The organism is Pseudomonas sp. HD57-3, assembly GCF_056113135.1.
The window spans coordinates 4,774,055-4,791,866 of sequence record NZ_CM148568.1; the positions used below are offsets into that span (position 1 = coordinate 4,774,055).

A 17,812-nucleotide genomic window follows, 5' to 3' on the forward strand; every position below is an offset into this window, starting at 1 on the left:
GCCCACGCAATGCGTGGGCGTTTTCGTTACTTCAGTTCAGCCAGAAATTTCAGCAGCGTGTCGGTCACGAACGACGGATTCTCCAGATTGGAGATATGCCCCGCCTCCGGCACCAGCACGCACGGACAGCCAATCAGCTCAGCCATTTCCCGTGCTTCCGACGGCGGGCGTGGCTTGTCCTGATCGCCGCAGACCACCAGCGTGGTCGCCGCATTCAGTTCGCCCAGACGCGGCAACAGATCGTCACGGCCAAAGGTGATGCGACCCATCGGCACGATGCTGTCGCGCAGGCGTTCGGCGGAATACCCGGCGAGTTTTGCGCGGAAATCCTGATACAGCGCCGACTCTCGATCGATGCCCGGGCGGAAGAAGATCGGCACCACGATATCCAGCAGTTGCTCGGAGATCCCGCCGCTTTCCTCGATCTGTTTGAACAGCGAGAAATAATACTGACGAGTCGGTTCCGGCTCGACGCCGACGTAAGTGTCCATCAGCACCAGACCGTTGAGCCGCTGCGGCGCCGACAACGCCAGACGCACGCCCCACATGCCGCCGACCGACAACCCGACCAGCGTCACCCGGTCAATGTCCAGATGATCGAGCAAGGCCAGTGCCTGACGGGCGATGTCGTCCAGCGAAGCGGTGCCTTCAGGCAAGCGACCGGATTCGCCGTGCCCCCACAGATCCAGTGCAATCACCCGATAGTGCGCCGATAGCGCTGCGATCTGCGGTGCCCACATGGCCTGATCCCACAGGTAGCTGCCAGCCAGCAACACCGCCGGGCCTGTGCCTTGATCAATGTAGTGAAGCGCCTGTCCGTCAACTTCGAAGAAAGCCATCGATCACCCCCGCGACAAAAAAGAGAACCGGCAGACTGGGCTGCCGGTTCGGGATCGTCAACTATACAAACGTACACCAATGCACCGGCTGAATTGCATTGAATGCACCGACGCCATCGCTGGCAAGCCAGCGATGAGGCCGGTACAGACATTGGAAACTACAAGCCTTCCAACTCCGCCATCAGATCATTTAGACGATCAACCTTCTCCTCGGTAATGTCGCTGGCCGCCAGCCCTTCGATGTACCCGGCCAGTTCCTCCACCGTGCTGCATTCGAACATCGCCCGCAGCGGAACGTCCCGTTGCAGCGCTTTCTGCACCCGCGAGGCGATCTGCGTGGCGAGCAGCGAATGGCCGCCGAGTTCGAAGAAGTTGTCACGTACCCCGACCTTCTCGACCTTCAGTACCTCGGCCCAGATATCGGCCAGGGTCTGCTCCAGCTCGCTGCGCGGCGCCAGGTAATCCTGGCTTTGCAACTGGCCGATCTCCAGCACCGGCAAAGCCTTGCGGTCGAGTTTGCCGTTGGCGTTGAGCGGCAACCGGTCGAGCCACAACCAGTGCAGCGGCACCATGTATTCCGGCAGTTCGGCGCGCAGGCGCTGCTTGATCCGCTCCAGGCGTTCGCTCTGATTCAGTGCGGAATCTGCGGCCACCAGGTAGCCGACCAGATGCTTGCCGTTGACGCCTTCCTGCACGCCGACCGCCCCGTCGCGGACTTCCGGTTGCTCGTGCAGACGCGCCTCGATTTCACCCAGCTCGATCCGGTAACCGCGAATCTTCACCTGATGATCGACCCGGCCGACGTACTCCAGCACGCCGTCACTGCGGCGGCGCGCCAGGTCACCGGTGCGATACAGGCGCTCACCCGGCGCACCGAATGGATTCGGCACAAACACCGGCGCGGTGCGCAGCGGATCGCTGACATAGCCACGACCGACCCCGGTGCCCGCCACACACAACTCACCCACCGCACCTAGCGGCACCAGATCCAGCGCGCCATCGAGCAGGTACAGCAAGTTGTTGTCGGTCGGCGTACCGATCGGCAGATAGCTGCCGCGAGTCGAGGCCAGGTCGACGCGGAAGAACGCCACGTCGTCCGAACACTCCGCCGGGCCATAGGCATTAACCAGACCGATCTCCGGATAACGCAGCAGCCATTGGTGCGCCAGTTCCGGCGGCATTGCTTCACCGGTCGGCAGCATCCAGCGCAGCCCGTCGAGGCTCAGACGATCCGAGGCGAGCATGCCCTGAATCAGCGACGGCACGCTCTCCAGCACGGTGATGCCCTGCTGTTGCACATGCACCAGCAAGCCTTGCGGATCGTGGGCGATGGTGTTCGGCACGATGTCCACCCGCGCCCCGAACAGCGGCGCGGCGAGGAACTGCCAGACCGAAATGTCGAAGCTTTGCGAAGCGGTCTGGGCGATCACATCGGCGTCGCTCAGGTTCAGGTACGGCACCTTGCTCAACTGGTTGTTGAGCATGCCGCGCTGTTCGACCATCACGCCTTTCGGCAACCCGGTGGAGCCCGAGGTGTAGATCACGTAAGCCAGGTTGTCCGGGCCGCTGAAGAGGCCCGGATTCGCCGACGACACCGCGCTGGCCTGAACCTCTTCCCACACCAGCAAGCGTGGACGGTTGGCGCAGCTGAACTCATCCAGCAAGGTCGTCGCCTGTTCGCGGCAAGCCTCGGTGCACACCAGCACCGGCGTGCGACTGAGCTCAATAATGCGTTGCAAACGCTGGCTCGGCAGACCCGGATCCAGTGGCAGGTAACCGGCACCGGCCTTGAAGCTGCCGATGATCATGCCCAGCAGATCCAGATTACGTTCGCCCAGCAACGCCACCGGTTGATCCATCTGCACCCCGGCCGCGACCAATGCATGGCCGAGACGGTTGGCGTTCTGGTTCAGCTCGGCATAGCTCAGTTGCTGATCGAGGCAACTGGCGGCAATGCGTTGCGGATGTTGTGCGACCTGCGCTTCGAACAGCTCGACGTAGCTCTGTTCCAGCGGATAGTCGTGCTCACTCTGGTTGCAGCCGTGGAGCAGGAAGTCCTGTTCCTCTTGGCCAAGCAACGGCAGGTCGGCCATGTCGCCATGGAAGCCGTCGACCAACGCCAGCAACAGACGCTTGAACTCACCGAGCATGCGCTCGATGGTCGACTCGTCGAAGTAGCGCTGATCGTAAGACAGGTGCAGACCGAGGTCGTCACCCGGGTAGCACACGGCTGTCAGCGGGAAGTTGGTATGGGTACGGCCCGAGTCCGAGGTCGCGTTGAGGCTCTGCGCACGGTCCAGCACCGAGACTTCCACCGGGGCGTTTTCGAACACGAACAGACTGTCGAACAGCGGCTGGCCTTTCGGCAGTTCGCTCTGTTCCTGGATGTTCACCAGCGGCAGGTATTCGTACTCGCGCAGTTGCATGTTGCTGTCGAGCAGACCGCTCAGCCACTGACGCACGCTGGCGCGCTGATCGTCCGCCGGGATCTGCACCCGCAGCGCGATGCTGTTGATGAACAGGCCGACGGTGCGCTGCATCTCCGGCATTTCCACCGGGCGCCCGGCCACGGTCACGCCGAACAGCACGTCGCGATCACCGCTCATGCGGCGCAGCACCAGTGCCCACGCCGCCTGGGCGAAGGTGTTGATGGTCAGCTGATGGGCCTGGGCCAGTTCGCGCAGACGGGCGCCGTCCTCGACATTCAGTCGGGTGTAGCGGTCGCCGACGATCATGCCGCCGCTTTCGCCGGCGTGTTCACGCAGGAACGGACGGTCGCTCGGGATCGGCGTGGTGCGCTCGAAGCCTTGCAGGTTCTGCTGCCACCACTGACGCGCCTCGGCCAGGCTCTGGCGTTGCAGCCAGCCGATGTAATCGCGGTAGCGTGGCGGCACTGCCAGTTGCGCTTCACGACCTTCGCCCAGAGCGGTGTATATCTCGAAAAAATCGTTCATCAGCAACGAACGGCACCAGGCATCGATCAGAATGTGGTGGTTGCTCATCATGAACCAGTAACGCGCCGCGCCGACCTTGATCAGGCGCAGGTGGAACGGTGCCTGATTGAGCAGATCGAACCCGGCTTCGCGTTCGGCCTTGAGCAGCGCTTGCAGTTTCGGCTCCTGCTCGGCGTCAGCGATGGCGCTCCAGTCCAGATATTCGATCGGCGTACGACCCGGCGTATGGATCACTTGCAGCATGTCTTCGCCGACGTTCCAGCAGAACGACGCACGCAACGCTTCGTGACGGGCGACCACCGCTTGCCACGCCTGGGCGAAACGCTCGGGGTCGAGTTCGCTGTTGATGCGGTAGCGATCCTGCATGTAGTACAGACCGGTGCCCGGTTCGAGCAAGGTGTGCAGCAGCATGCCTTCCTGCATCGGCGTCAGCGGGTACACGTCTTCGATGTGCGCCGCCGGCACCGGCAATGCGTCAAGTTGCGCCTGGGTCAGTTTCGCCAGCGGGAAGTCCGACGGCGTCAGGCCACCGGCCTCGTCCTGCAGGCAATGTTCGATCAGGCTCTGCAACTCGCCGACGTAGGCATCGGCCAGCTCGTTGATGGTCTGCGCGTCGTAGCGTTCGGCGCTGAAGGTCCAGCGCAGCAGCAGTTCCCCGCCGTACACCTGACTGTCGACGCTCAACTCGTTCGGCAGTGGTGCGTGCGGATCGTGGGCGGCACCAACCGATTCATCCAGCGGACGGAACAGCGCATCGCTGCCGAAGCTCTGGTCGAACTGGCCGAGGTAGTTGAAGGTAATCGGCGCGCTCGGCAACACCGCCATGCTCTGACGGCTGGCGTCATCGGCGAGATAACGCAGCACGCCATAACCGAGACCCTTGTGCGGCACGGCACGCAGTTGTTCCTTGATCGCCTTGATCGAAGCGCCCTGCCCGGCAGCCTCTTCGATGTTGTGTGGGGTCAGGCGCAGCGGATAGGCGCTGGTGAACCAGCCGACGGTACGGGTCAGGTCGATCTCGTCGAACAGGGTTTCGCGGCCGTGGCCTTCCAGTTGAATCAGCGCCGACGGCTGACCGCTCCAGCGGCACAGCACGCGGGCCAGCGCGGTCAGCAACAGGTCGTTGACCTGCGTGCGATAGGCGCTCGGCGCCTGTTGCAGCAGTTGCCTGGTGCGCTCGGCATCCAGACGCACGCTGACGGTTTGCGCGTGGCGATTCTCGCGACCGCCCTCAGGACGTTCGCACGGCAAATCGGCAGTCGGGCCGGCCAGTTGCGCTTGCCACCAGCTCAGTTCTTCACGCAGGGATTCACTGCCGGCGTAAGCCTGCAAACGCGCCGCCCAGTCCTTGAAGGCGCTGGTTTTGGCCGGCAGTTTCACCGACTGATCGGCGTCGAGCTGGCGATACACGGTTTGCAGATCGTCGAGCAGAACGCGCCACGACACACCGTCGACCACCAGGTGATGGATCGCGATGAACAGCCGTTGCCGAGCGTCCGGCCCATCGACCAAAACTGCGCGCATCAGCGGGCCCTGGGCAAGGTCGAGGCTGCGCTGGGCATCGGCGAACAGCGCGGCGCACTTGTCCATCGACGGCACGCGAACCTGCCACAGCACGGCAGCATCAGTCACCGGTTGATGGGTCGCTTGCCATGCGCCGTTGATCTCGCTGAAGCGCAGACGCAAGGCGTCATGCTGCTCGATTACCGCCAACAGCGCTTGCTCCAGACGATGCGGTTCCAGTGCAACAGTCGGCTCCAGCAACAACGCCTGGTTCCAGTGTTGACGCTCGGGAATCTCGGTGTCGAAGAACCAGTGCTGGATCGGTGTCAGACGCGATTCGCCGGACACCAAACCTTGTTCAGCCGTCACGGTTTCACTGCGACTGGCGATAGCCGCCAACGTCTGAACGGTCTGGTGCTGGAACAGATCACGCGGGCTGAAGTGAATGCCCTGCTGACGCGCCCGGCTGACCACTTGAATCGACAGGATCGAGTCGCCGCCCAGTTCGAAGAAGTTGTCGTTCAGACCGACCTGCTCGACGTTGAGCACCTCGCACCAGATCTGCGCCAGGGTCTGCTCCAGCTCGTTGCTTGGCGCCACGTAATCCTGACGATTGAGCTCCGGATCCGGTGCCGGCAAGGCGCGGCGATCGAGTTTGCCGTTGGCGGTCAGCGGCATGCTCGCCAGCAGAATCAGATGGGTCGGCACCATGTAGTCCGGCAGTTGCGTCTTCAGGTGCGCCTTCAGCGCTTCGCGCAGTTCGGCCTGCTCGGCTTCGCCGCGCGAAGCGACCTCGGTCACCAGATAGCCAACCAGTTGCTTGCCGCTCGGCGCATCCAGCGCCAGCACCACCGCTTCGCGGATCGAATCGTGATCGAGCAGACGGGTTTCGATCTCGCCCAGCTCGATGCGGAAACCACGGATCTTCACCTGATGGTCGATCCGCCCCAGGTATTCCACCAGACCGTCGGCGCGCTGGCGCACCAGGTCGCCGGTGCGGTACATGCGCCCGCCATCGATGGCAAACGGGTCGGCGACGAAACGTTCGGCAGTGATGCCTGCACGCTCGTGATACCCCACCGCCAGACCGGCGCCACCGACGAACAATTCACCGGTCGCGCCTTGCGGCACCAGCGCCAGATCAGCGTCGAGAATGTAGGCCACGCGATCACCGATCACGCTGCCGATCGGCACACTGCCGGCGCCCTCTTCCAATACTTCTGGCGCGAGACTGGTCAGCGGCATGACCACGGTTTCGGTCGGGCCGTAGGCGTTGAAGAACAGGCTCGGTTTGAACGCCGCGCGAATCCGTTGCAGGTGTTCGCCGGTCAGCGCCTCGCCGCCGGTAATGATCATGCGCACCGGCAGGATGTCGTTTTGCGTCGCGAGGAACTGCGCCAGCTGGCTGCCGTAGCTCGGGGTGAAACCGAGAATATTGATCCGATGTTCGCGGATCAGGCCGCAGATTTCTTCCGCGTCCCACTGACCCTGAGCACGCAGCACAACCTGCGCGCCGCTGAGCAGCGGCACCAGCAGACGCTCGGTGGCGGCGTCGAAGTTGATCGAATAGAAGTGCAGTTCGCAGTCGTCCGGACGCATGCCGAAGCGCTCGATCACCGCCTGGCAGTGCATGGCGATTTCACCGTGAGACACCACCACACCTTTCGGCTTGCCGGTGGAACCCGAGGTGTAGATCAGGTACGCCTGATGCTGCGGCAGGCTGATAAATGGCAGCTCGGTTGCCGGGTAATGGGCCAGCGCCGCGCTGTCGTCTTCCAGGCACCAGCGCGCCACATTCGACGGCAGCTCGCCGAGTGCCTTGAACATCGCGCGGTCGCTGAGCAACAGGCCGACGCCGCTGTCTTCGATCATGTAATGCAGACGGTCGAGCGGGTATTCCGGGTCCAGCGGCACATAGGCGCCGCCGGCCTTGAGAATCGCCAACAGGCCGACGACCATTTCCAGCGAACGCTCCAGCGCCAGGCCGACCCGCACTTGCGGGCCGACACCGCGTTCACGCAGGGCCCAGGCCAGGCGGTTGGCGCGGGCATCGAGTTCGGCGTAGCTCAGGGTCTGCCCGGCGAAGGTCAGGGCCGGCGCGTCTTTGCGCGCCAGTGCCTGCTCGGCGAACAGGTGATGGATGCACTGATCGAGACGACGCTCGCCCGGCTCGACACCAAGGCTGTCGAGCAATTGCTGCTGTTCAGGAGCGTCGAGCAACGGCAGTTCGCTGAGGCGTTGTTGCGGGTCGGCGATCAACGCTTCCAGCAGGTTGCGCCAATGCTTGGCCATGCGCGCGATGGTCGGCTCGTCGAACAGATCAGTGCTGTACGTCAGGCAGCAACCGAGGCGATGGTCGAGGTCGGTGACTTCCAGGTTGAGGTCGAACTTGGTCGCCCGCGCATCGTTGGCCAGGTACTCGACGGTCATGCCGGCGAGCATGCGGCTTTGCTGGAATTCCCAGCGCTGCACGTTGCACATCACCTGGAACAACGGGTTGTACGCGGCACTGCGCGGTGGCTGCAACGCCTCCACCAGATGATCGAACGGCAGATCCTGATGGGACTGGCCTTCGATCACGGTGTGGCGCACGTGCTCGAACAATTCGCCGACCGACATCTGGCCGTCGAGCTGGCAACGCAGCACCTGGGTGTTGAGGAACGCACCGATCAGGCCTTCGCTTTCCGGGCGGATACGGTTGGCCACTGGCGCGCCGATGCGCAGATCGGTCTGGCCGCTGTAGCGGTAAAGCAGTGTGGCGAGGGCAGCGGTCATGGTCATGAACAGGGTCAGACCGTTCTGCGCATTGAAGGCGCGAACCCGCGCGGCGAGATCATCGCTGAGGTCGAAACGGAACAGCTCACCCTGATGACTTTGCACCGGCGGACGCGGCCGGTCGCCCGGCAGTTCCAACAGCGGGTGTTCGCGGCCCAGTTGCGCGGTCCAGTAGTCGAGCTGACGCTGACGCTCGCCGGACTCCAGCCAGTTGCGCTGCCACACGCTGTAGTCGAGGTACTGCACCGGCAACGGTTGCAGCGGCGATTCGCGATCGTCGACGAACGCTTCATACAGCGCGCTGAGTTCACGGGCGAAGATGTCCATCGCCCAGCCTTCGGTGACGATGTGGTGCAGGGTCAGGACGAAGTAATGCTCTTGCTCGGCAGTCTTGACCAGGCAGGCGCGCAGCAGCGGGCCGGTTTCCAGATCGAACGGTAGATGCGCTTCATCGTCGGCCAGTTGCTGAACTTTCTGCTCGCGCACATCGGTGGCGAGTTTCGAGAAATCCTTCCAGTCCATGCGCACGCCGGTCTCGGCATGCACCTGCTGACGGGCCACGCCGTCGATACTCGGGAACGTGGTGCGCAGGGTTTCGTGACGCAGGATCAACGCTTGCAATGCTGCCTCGAAACGCCCGACATCGAGCACGCCACGCAGGCGCGCCATGCCGCCGACGTTGTACGCCGGGCTGTCCGGCTCCATCTGCCAGAGGAACCACATGCGCTGCTGCGAGTAGGACAGCGGCACCGGTTGGCTGCGATCAACCTTGTCGATCGGCGGCTGTTTGTTGGTGCGACCGCTGGCCTGGATCTGGCGGATCTGCTCGGCGAAATCACCCAGTTCGCTGTGTTCGAACAAGGCGCGCAACGGCAGTTCGACGTCGCAGGCCTGACGGGTGCGGGAGATGATTTGCGTGGCCAGCAGCGAGTGACCGCCGAGGGCGAAGAAATCGTCGCGCAGGCCGACCTGCTTCAGGCCGAGCACTTCGCGCCAGATTGCGGCGACCTGCTTTTCCAGCTCGGTGACCGGCTCGACGTGCTCGCGCACCTGCCATTGCGGCTCGGGCAAGGCGCGGCGATCGAGTTTGCCGCTCGGGCTCAAGGGCATTGCGTCCAGGCGCATCAATTGCGCCGGGACCATATATTCCGGCAACTCGGCAGCCAGTGCGGCTTTCAGGCGAGCGATTTGCCCGTCCTGATCTTCACTGGCATCAGTGGCGGTGAAGTAGCCGATCAGTTGCGGGCCGGCGACGGTTTCACGCACCAGCACGGCGGCCTGAGCGACGCCATCCTGAGCCAGCAGACGGGCTTCGATTTCTTCCGGCTCGACGCGGAAGCCGCGCAGTTTGACCTGCTGATCGAGACGGCCGAGGTATTCGATCACGCCATCATTCGTCCAGCGTGCGCGGTCACCGGTGCGGTACAGACGCGCGCCCTGCTCGCCCAGCGGATCAACCACGAAACGCTCGGCGGTCAGCGCCGGCCGGCCGAGGTAACCACGGGCCAGGCCGATACCGCTGATGCACAGTTCACCCGGCACACCGGCCGGCACAGGATTGAGATCGCTATCGAGCACGCGGCAGACCACGTTGCCCAGCGGACGACCAATCGGCGAACGCTCGCCATCCGCCATGCTGCAATGCCAGTGGGTGACGTTGATCGCGGTCTCGGTCGGGCCATAACGGTTGTGCAGTTGCACCGCTGGCAGTTGCGCCAACACGCGGTTGCGCAGTTCCGCCGGCAGCGCTTCACCGCCGGAGAACACGCGGCGCAGGCTGGTGCACTCGGCACTCAACGGTTCGTCGATAAACAGCGAGAGCAGCGGCGGCACAAAGTGCAGCGTGGTCACGCCATATTCTTGAACAAGCTGCGCGATGCGATGCGGATCGCGGTGTTCGCCGGGGCCGGCGATCAGCAGACGCGCACCGGTGATCAGCGGCCAGAAGCATTCCCACACCGACACGTCGAAACTGATCGGCGCTTTTTGCATCAGCACGTCGGTTTCGTCGAGGCGATAGGTGTTTTGCATCCATTGCAGACGTTCGGCCAGCGCCGCGTGAGTGTTGCCCACGCCTTTCGGCTGGCCGGTGGAGCCGGAGGTGTAAATCACGTAGGCGAGGTTGTCGCCGTGCAGATGCAGACCCGGTGCCTGGCTCGGCCAGTTCTCCAGGTGCAGGGTGTCCATGGCGATCACGCTGACGCCTTCGCGGGCCGGCAAGCGGTCGAGCAATGTGGTCTGGGTCAGCAGCAGTTCGACGCCGCTGTCATTGAGCATGTAGGCCAGACGCTCGGCCGGGTAATCCGGGTCCAGCGGCACGTAGGCGCCACCGGCCTTGATGATCGCCAGCAGGCCGATCAGCAGTTGCGGCGAACGCTCGGCGGCGATGGCCACGCACACGTCCGGGCCGACGCCTTTGTCGCGCAGGTAATGGGCGAGACGGTTGGCCTGGGCGTGCAGTTCGGCGAAGTCGAGGCTGCCGCCGTCCCACACCAGTGCGGTGCGATCAGGGGTTTGCCGCGCTTGTTCGTTGAGCAGTTCCGGCAGCCATTGTTGCGCCGGGGTGCACGGGGCAATGCTCCATTCGCTTTGCTGAGTATTTTCGGCGGCGGTCAGCAATTGCAGCTCGCCGATGGTTTGTTCCGGACGTTCGCAGACGGCACGCAGCAGGTTGCTGAAATGCTCGGCGAGGCGCTCGATGGTCGCGGCGTCGAACAGCTCATCGGCGTAGTCGAAGGACAGCGTCAGGCGACCGTTATGGTCTTCTTCACTGTGCAGTTGCAGATCGAACTTGGCCTCGCGGCTGTGCCACGGCAGTTCCTCGGCCAGCAGGCCCGGCAGACGTTTGAGCGCACTCAGGTCGCGCTGCTGGTGGTTGAACATGACCTGGAACAGGCCTTGTTCGCGGGCCTGCGGGAAGGCTTCGAGCAGTTGTTCGAATGGCAGGTCCTGATTCGCCTGGGCACCGAGTGCCGCCTGACGGGTTTGCGCCAGCAGTTCGGTGAACGGCAGACGCGAATCGACATCGGCGCGCAGCACCTGGGTGTTGATGAAGAAGCCGATCAGGCCCTGGGTTTCCAGACGCGGACGGTTGGCGTTCGGCACACCGATGCGAATGTCGCGCTGGCCGCTGTAGCGATGCAGCAAACTCTGGAACGCCGAGAGCAACAGCATGAACGGCGTGGATTGATAAGCCTGTGCCGTCTGGCGGATCGCGTCGCTGAGGCTGATCCCCAGACGAACGCTATGGCGTGCGGCGCTGTGCTTTTGCTTGGCAGAACGCGGATGGTCGGTCGCCAGTTCCAGGGTCGGATGCTCGTCACCCAACTGCGTTTTCCAGTACGCCAGTTGCCGCTCGCCCTCGCCTTGCGCCAGCCATTGGCGCTGCCAGCTGCCGTAGTCGGCGTATTGGGTTGGCAGCGGCGCCAGTTCCGCGCGCTGACCTTGGGAAGCGGCGGCGTACAGACGCGAGAACTCGTCGATCAAAACGTTCAGCGACCAGCCGTCGGCGATGATGTGGTGCAGGGTCGCCAGCAACTGGTGATCCTCGTCATCGAGACGAACCAGCGTCACCCACAGCAACGGGCCTTTCTCCAGATCGAACTGGGAGCGGGCTTCGTCTTCGCGGATCTGTTGTGCGCGGGCTTCACGCTCGCTGGCCGGCAGGTCGCTGATGTCGATCAGTTGCAGGTTGAACTCACCCGCCGCTTCGACCTGTTGCAGCGCCACACCGTCGCGTTCGAAGAAGCGCGTACGCAGGGATTCGTGGCGCTCGATCAGTTGCTGGAAACTGGCGCGCAGGGTGTCTTCGTCCAGTTCGCCGCGCAGGCGCAGGGCACCAGGGATGTTGTAGGCGCTGCTGTGCGGATCGAGTTGCCAGGTGATCCACAATCGGTTCTGCGCCAGGGATTGCGGCAGTGCTTCGTTGCGCGACAGGGCGGTGATTTCGCCCTGGGCGCTGCCGCCGTCCTGTTGCTGTTGCGCGACGGCTGCGGCGAATGCGGACAGGGTTGGGGCTTCGAACAGCAGGCGCAGGTTCAGCTCCAGACTCAGCTCTTCGCGAACCTTGGCAATCACTTGAGTCGCGGCGATCGAGTTGCCGCCGAGCAGGAAGAAATGATCGTCGGCGTTGACCTGTTTGACGTTGAGTTGTTCGGCCCAGATTTTGCCGATCAACGCTTCCAGTTCGGAGGCGGACGCGGTCGACTCATGAGCGGTTTCAGCGGTGGCCGACGGGAACACCGCGTAGCTGTCGAGGCTGCCATCAGCCAGGCGATTGCGGCAGGCCGAACGTTGCAGCTTGCCGCTGGAGGTCTTCGGCAGCGCGCCCGGGTTGAGCAGCACCACCACGCTCGGCGCTTCCTGATACGCCTCGGCCACGGCCTGGCGGATGGCTTTGATCAGCGCTTCGGGCGGGAGGATTTTCTGCACGCTGCGGCTGATTTCCGCCGCGATGCCAATGCCTTCTTCGCCATTCTGATTGACCGCGAATGCTGCAACGCGCCCCTTGCGCACCACTTCCACTTCGTTCTCGACCGTCTTTTCGAGGTCCTGCGGATAGAGGTTGTGACCGCGCACGATCAGCATGTCTTTCAGGCGGCCGGTGATGAACAGTTCACCTTCGCGGATGAAACCTAGGTCACCGGTACGCAGCCAGGTCTGGCCGGCATGCTGGACGAAAGTCTTGGCGCTGGCCTCGGGGTTGCGCCAGTAGCCGAGGGCGATGCTCGGGCCGGCAGCCCAGACTTCACCGACGGCATTGTCGGCCAGTTCTTCGAGGGTGTTCGGCTCGACGATCAGCACCGCATGATCGGGCTGGCTGATACCGCAACTCATGATCGGGCTGCCCTCGCCCGCTTCGGCGCGGTTCTTTGCCAGGGCTTGATCGTCGACGCGCAGTGCAGGAATCCCGGTGCCGCGCGGTGTGCCCGCGACGAACAGAGTCGCTTCCGCCAGACCGTAGGACGCCATGAAACTGTCTTCGCTGAAACCGCACGCGGTGAATTTCTCGGCGAAGCGCTCGAGGGTGTCGAGACGGATCGGCTCGGAGCCGGAATAGGCCACGCGCCAGCGGCTCAGGTCGAGACGTTCCAGCGCCGATTCGCTGACCCGCTCGCTGCACAGACGATAGGCAAAGTCTGGCCCGCCGCTGATGGTGCCGCCGTATTGGCTGATCGCTTCGAGCCAGCGCAACGGCCGGCCGAGGAAGTACGCCGGCGACATCAGGATGCACGGCACACCGCTGAAGATCGGTTGCAGCAGACCGCCGATCAGGCCCATGTCGTGGTACAGCGGCAGCCAGCTGACGATCACGTCGTCCGGGTTCACGTCGATGCCGAAACCGTGACGAATAAGCAGTTCGTTGGCCACTAGGTTGCCGTGGCTGACCTGCACGCCCTTGGGCAGCGCGGTGGAGCCGGAGGTGTATTGCAGGAAGGCGATGTGATCTTGCGGCAAGGTCGGCTCGACCCAGCGTTCGGCCAGTGCAGCGTCGAGGGTGTCGACGCACAACAGCGGCGGCGCGCCTTCGATTTGCTGCAGGGCGTCGCGCAGGTCGGCGCTGGTCAGCAGCAAGCGCGGTTCGGCATCGGCGATGATCGACAGCAGGCGTTCCTGATGGTGACGCTTGGCCGATTCCGGCGGATAAGCCGGCACCGCGATCACGCCCGCGTACAGGCAACCAAAGAACGCCGCGACGTAATCCGGGCCGCTCGGGAACAGCAATACCGCACGATCACCGAATCCGGCCTCGGCCTGCAACGCTGCCGCGATGGTGCGCGCGCGCTGATCGAGTTCGCGATAACTGAGCACCACAGCCTGTTCCTCGGTTTCGGCGAGAAAGCGCAAGGCCAGCCGATCCGGCGTCAGGGCCGCGCGGCGCTGGAGGGCTTGGACCAGGGTGCTGGGGAGTTCGAACGCGTCGGTCATGAGGTTTCCTGCCTGAATTCGGCTTGCTGGTGGAATCGGGTTGGCTGCGGCATGCCCGTGCAAGGCATGCGGGACACGGTCTTCGCCGACCGTGCAAGGCATTGGAATGCGGTAGGTCCGGGGCTGCGTACCCGGATCCATTCACCAATGAGAACGGATGACGTCTTGAAATAATTAGTCGGCAGGCTGGATCGCCAACGGGGCTGGGCGCTTGGGCGAGTGCGGCGGCGTGTCGCAGTTCTCAGATCGCACTGTTATGGATCATTAGTTCTCTTTCTCAATTGACAATCATTATCATTCAACATAATTTGTCGCTCGATGTGTAGGACGGCCCCGTCCCCCAGGCGTCCCACTAACCTATTGGCAGCAAGGTGATTTCCATGACGGAACAAGTATCCACAAGCAGGTGCGATTCACCGCTACTTCAGGCATTCGTCGACAATCGACTGATTCTGGTCAAGATTGCAGCCCGCATTACCGGCTGCCGGTCACGCGCCGAAGATGTGGTGCAGGATGCGTTCTTCCGACTGCAGTCGGCACCGCCGATCACGTCGTCGATCAAGGCCCAGCTGAGTTATCTGTTCCAGATCGTGCGCAATCTGGCGATCGATCACTACCGCAAACAGGCGCTGGAGCAGAAGTACGCCGGCCCCGAGGAGGAAGGGTTGAACGTGGTCATTCAGGGCGCTTCGCCGGAAACCTCGCACATCAATTTCTCGACCCTGGAACACATCGCCGACGCGCTGACCGAGCTGCCGGTCCGCACCCGCTATGCGTTCGAGATGTACCGTCTGCACGGCGTGCCGCAGAAGGACATCGCCAAGGAACTCGGCGTTTCGCCGACCCTGGTCAACTTCATGATTCGCGATGCGCTGGTGCACTGCCGCAAGGTATCCGGCAGCCGTGCCGATGCGGTGTCCGCAAACCGTCGCTGATAAAAAACGGCCGCAAAAAAAAGATCGCAGTCTTCGTTGAAGGGCTGCGATCTTTTTTGTTTTCAGCGAAATGTCATACCAGCGTGCACCGGTCGAAGAAGCGCTCGCGCCCGAGGATCATCAGCGCCGCGCGCTTGTGCGGGAAGTCGAATTCTTTCTCGCAGTGGAAGCACTGGTTGTGCATGTGGCCGATCATCTTCGCGTTGTCGGCGCGCGGTTCGGCGACCACGCGCTGAGTGCGCGGATCATCCAGGAACAGATAATGCACCAGCGCCGACAACCAGCTCGCCACTTTGTGCGGGCCGCGATGGTCTTCCTCACCGACCAGCATGTGAATGCCGCGATCGTAATTGTCGGCATCGTAGAACGGCGCGATGCGATCTTCCTTGGCCCAGTAGGCTTCGAAATAGGCAAACGGCTGATCATCGAAACAACCGATCAGAGTCAGCGTGTGCGGATCGGCGTCGAGTTTGCTCAGGTATTCGCGATGCTGTTCGAGGCTGCCCTCTTCCTGCCAGAAACTGGCGACGCGCGGGCTGTTCTGCCAGCGATTGAAACGCGCCAGATCCTGCTCGATCTCCACCGTTCGCAGGGAAATCCAGGCACCAAGGCGCGCATCGAAACGCCGATAAACCTCACCACGCGGTTTGACCGGGCGCAGCGGATGACGCTTGCCATTGCTGATGACCATCTGCTGCGGATAACTGCTCGTCAGCGAGGTGCCGAGCCACGGCTGCGGCAGTTGCCAGAACAGCGTGCGCTCGCAGCGATATTCGCCCGCCACTTCGGTGCCCACCAGCAAACCGCTGAGCAAGGCTTCGGTCGGCGCCTGATCCAGTTGCCAGATCAATTGCTGACGCGCCGGATCCCGGGCAAACAGCCAATAACAGGCCGCCCACAGCGCCTGGCCCGGCGGCAGTGCATAGCGTTCATCGATCTGGATCGGCCCCTGGCCTTCACGATCAAGACGCAGGCGAATCAGCGGTTGCCCGTCCAGGCTCAGGCTCAGACGGCTTTCGGTGGCATCGGCTACCAGTTGGCTGCCCGAAGGCAGGGCCAGGGCAGTCAGGTCATTCAGATTGGACATGGGTCGGGCTCACGATAATCGTCGACAGTTCAACGATGGGACGTGAGCCGGGGCAGGAAATTTAGGCCGTTTGGCAAAAACCGCCGGTCATTGATGCGGCACCGGCACCACCGCAATCTTGTACGGATCGAAGATCTTCAGCATCTGCCCGTTGTCGCGCAGGCCTTGCAGCAGCTTGCCGAAGGCTTCGCCGGTGATCGGCGCCTTCGGACTGAGAATCGCGTAATGGTGGTAGATCTGGTCGATGCGCTGGGACACCAGCAACTCGTCGCGCACTTTTTCGTTGCGCAGCAGGTAATCGAAAAGGTACGAGCGGGTCACTAACGCAACGTCCGCGCGCCCGCGCAAGACCATCAGCAGGTTGCTGTCGTGGGAATAGGTCAGCGTGGCGCTGTAGGTTTCAGCGAGGTACTTGGGATCGGCGTTGAAGTTGGCGAATTCGTAGTGATAGCCGCTGTACAGCGCCAGGCGCTTGCCCTTCAGATCGGCGAAGTAATTCTGCTGGCGACCGGGCTTGTTCTGCGCGACGAAAATCTCCGCGTCCTCCAGGCCCATGTCTACGGTGATGTGGGGAATGTCTTTCCAGCCCCACTCCGGGTTTTCGAAGATCGCCATGTCCGTGCGGCCATCCTTGAAATCGCCGAACCGGCGGGGAATCGAGGTGGGCACCAGCTCGAAACGATAGTCGCTCTGGGCGCTGTTCAAAGCCGCGACCAGTTCCGGCAGCAGCCCTGTATCAGCGCCGTTTTCCGGGCGAATGGTGTAGGGCGGAAAATGCGCCGCGCCCACCCGAACCACTTGCGCCGCCGGAGCAGGCAATACCCATAATGCAGCCAGCGCTGCGAGCATCAGCCCGGCGGCCGTCCGAATTGGCGAAGACTTCAAAACACCCCACTCCCCGAAAAAGTACCGATCATTGCATTCAAGCTAGGCGGTTTCGCCCAGTTAGCCAGTTTCCCGACTCGATAGAAAGCGCCTAGCGCTCTTCGAGCACCAGAACCAGCGCTTCTTCGGCCAGTTGATCCAGGCTCAGGCTGCCGCCGGCACGGAACCAGGTGGTGGTCCAGGACAGCGCGCCCGTGAGAAAACGTCGGGTAATGAACACGTCGCCACGGATGAACCCCGCCTCTTTGGCCTCGCCCAGCACTTGCAGCCAGAGGTCTTCGTAGATGTCGCGCAGCGCCAGCACTTTGGCCTGGCCGTCTTCGGACAGCGAGCGCCATTCATACACCAGCACCGCCATCGCCTCGCCGCTGCCGCCCATGATCGACTGCAATTCGCAGCGGATCAGCGCCAGCACCCGCTCGCGCACATCGGCGGCATCGGCCAGGGCTGCGCGCATCAGCGCAGTGTTGTAGCGGATGGTTTCTTCCATCACCGCCCGCAGGATTTCATCCTTGCTCTTGAAGTGATGAAAGATGCTGCCCGACTGAATCCCCACGGCACCGGCCAGATCGCGCACCGTGGTGCGTTCATAGCCTTTGTTGCGAAACAGGTGGGCCGCCACTTGCAGCAATTTGCCGCGAGCGCTGTCCGGATCGGTCAGCTGGCCGGCATCGACCAGTTCACGCATGACCCTCAGGGCTTTTTGCTCGTCCACCCGTTCTCTCCTACAGTCGATCAGTCAAATGCGCCGCACGCCGCAGAAACGGCGGGGTTGCGCGGGCAATTTAAGCCGCCGGCGGTGACCAAGCAAGCGCTTGGGCAGAAGATAATTCCAGGCGTTTACAAACCAAGCGCTTGCTTGGTAGTCTCGATGCACTTCTGTCACAGGTTGCTGAGTCGGAGATC

The 17,812-nt window shown here is 62.9% G+C and carries 6 protein-coding genes; 1 reads left to right on the plus strand and 5 read right to left on the minus strand.

Annotation, left to right across the window (positions count from 1 at the left end):
• Positions 1-26: 26 nt before the first annotated feature.
• Positions 27-839, minus strand: a complete 813-nt coding sequence (locus AC0R79_RS21560) for an alpha/beta fold hydrolase (protein WP_127799123.1) — start codon at positions 837-839, stop codon at positions 27-29.
• 158 nt (positions 840-997) lie between these two features.
• Positions 998-13,999 carry a non-ribosomal peptide synthetase gene (locus tag AC0R79_RS21565; protein WP_474731644.1) on the minus strand — a complete coding sequence of 4,334 codons (13,002 nt, stop codon included), beginning with the start codon at positions 13,997-13,999 and terminating at the stop codon, positions 998-1,000.
• A gap of 380 nt (positions 14,000-14,379) precedes the next feature.
• Here AC0R79_RS21565 and AC0R79_RS21570 point away from each other — a divergent pair, with 380 nt between their 5' ends.
• Positions 14,380-14,934: an RNA polymerase factor sigma-70 gene (locus AC0R79_RS21570; protein WP_007955779.1), complete on the plus strand. Its 555-nt coding sequence runs from the start codon at positions 14,380-14,382 to the stop codon at positions 14,932-14,934.
• Positions 14,935-15,007: 73 nt separating this feature from the next.
• Here the strand turns inward: AC0R79_RS21570 and AC0R79_RS21575 are convergent, their stop codons facing one another.
• The 3 genes from AC0R79_RS21575 to AC0R79_RS21585 all read right to left on the minus strand — a co-directional run bounded on the left by AC0R79_RS21575 (position 15,008) and on the right by AC0R79_RS21585 (position 17,621).
• On the minus strand, positions 15,008-16,021 hold the full coding sequence (locus AC0R79_RS21575) for a GNAT family N-acetyltransferase (RefSeq protein ID WP_474731645.1): 1,014 nt from the start codon (positions 16,019-16,021) through the stop codon (positions 15,008-15,010).
• A gap of 87 nt (positions 16,022-16,108) precedes the next feature.
• Entirely contained in the window at positions 16,109-16,906 is a 798-nt protein-coding gene (locus tag AC0R79_RS21580) for a substrate-binding periplasmic protein (RefSeq protein ID WP_474731646.1), read from the minus strand.
• Between the two features lie 91 nt (positions 16,907-16,997).
• The gene (locus AC0R79_RS21585; protein WP_474731647.1) at positions 16,998-17,621 is read right to left on the minus strand and encodes a TetR/AcrR family transcriptional regulator; all 624 of its coding nucleotides are present in this window, start codon (positions 17,619-17,621) and stop codon (positions 16,998-17,000) included.
• Between the last annotated feature and the right edge of the window lie 191 nt (positions 17,622-17,812).

Coding starts and splice junctions, on each gene's coding strand:
- AC0R79_RS21560 (WP_127799123.1), bottom strand. CDS start 839: ATGGCTTTCTTCGAAGTTGACGGACAGGCGCTTCACTACATTGATCAA.
- AC0R79_RS21565 (WP_474731644.1), bottom strand. CDS start 13,999: ATGACCGACGCGTTCGAACTCCCCAGCACCCTGGTCCAAGCCCTCCAG.
- AC0R79_RS21570 (WP_007955779.1), top strand. CDS start 14,380: ATGACGGAACAAGTATCCACAAGCAGGTGCGATTCACCGCTACTTCAG.
- AC0R79_RS21575 (WP_474731645.1), bottom strand. CDS start 16,021: ATGTCCAATCTGAATGACCTGACTGCCCTGGCCCTGCCTTCGGGCAGC.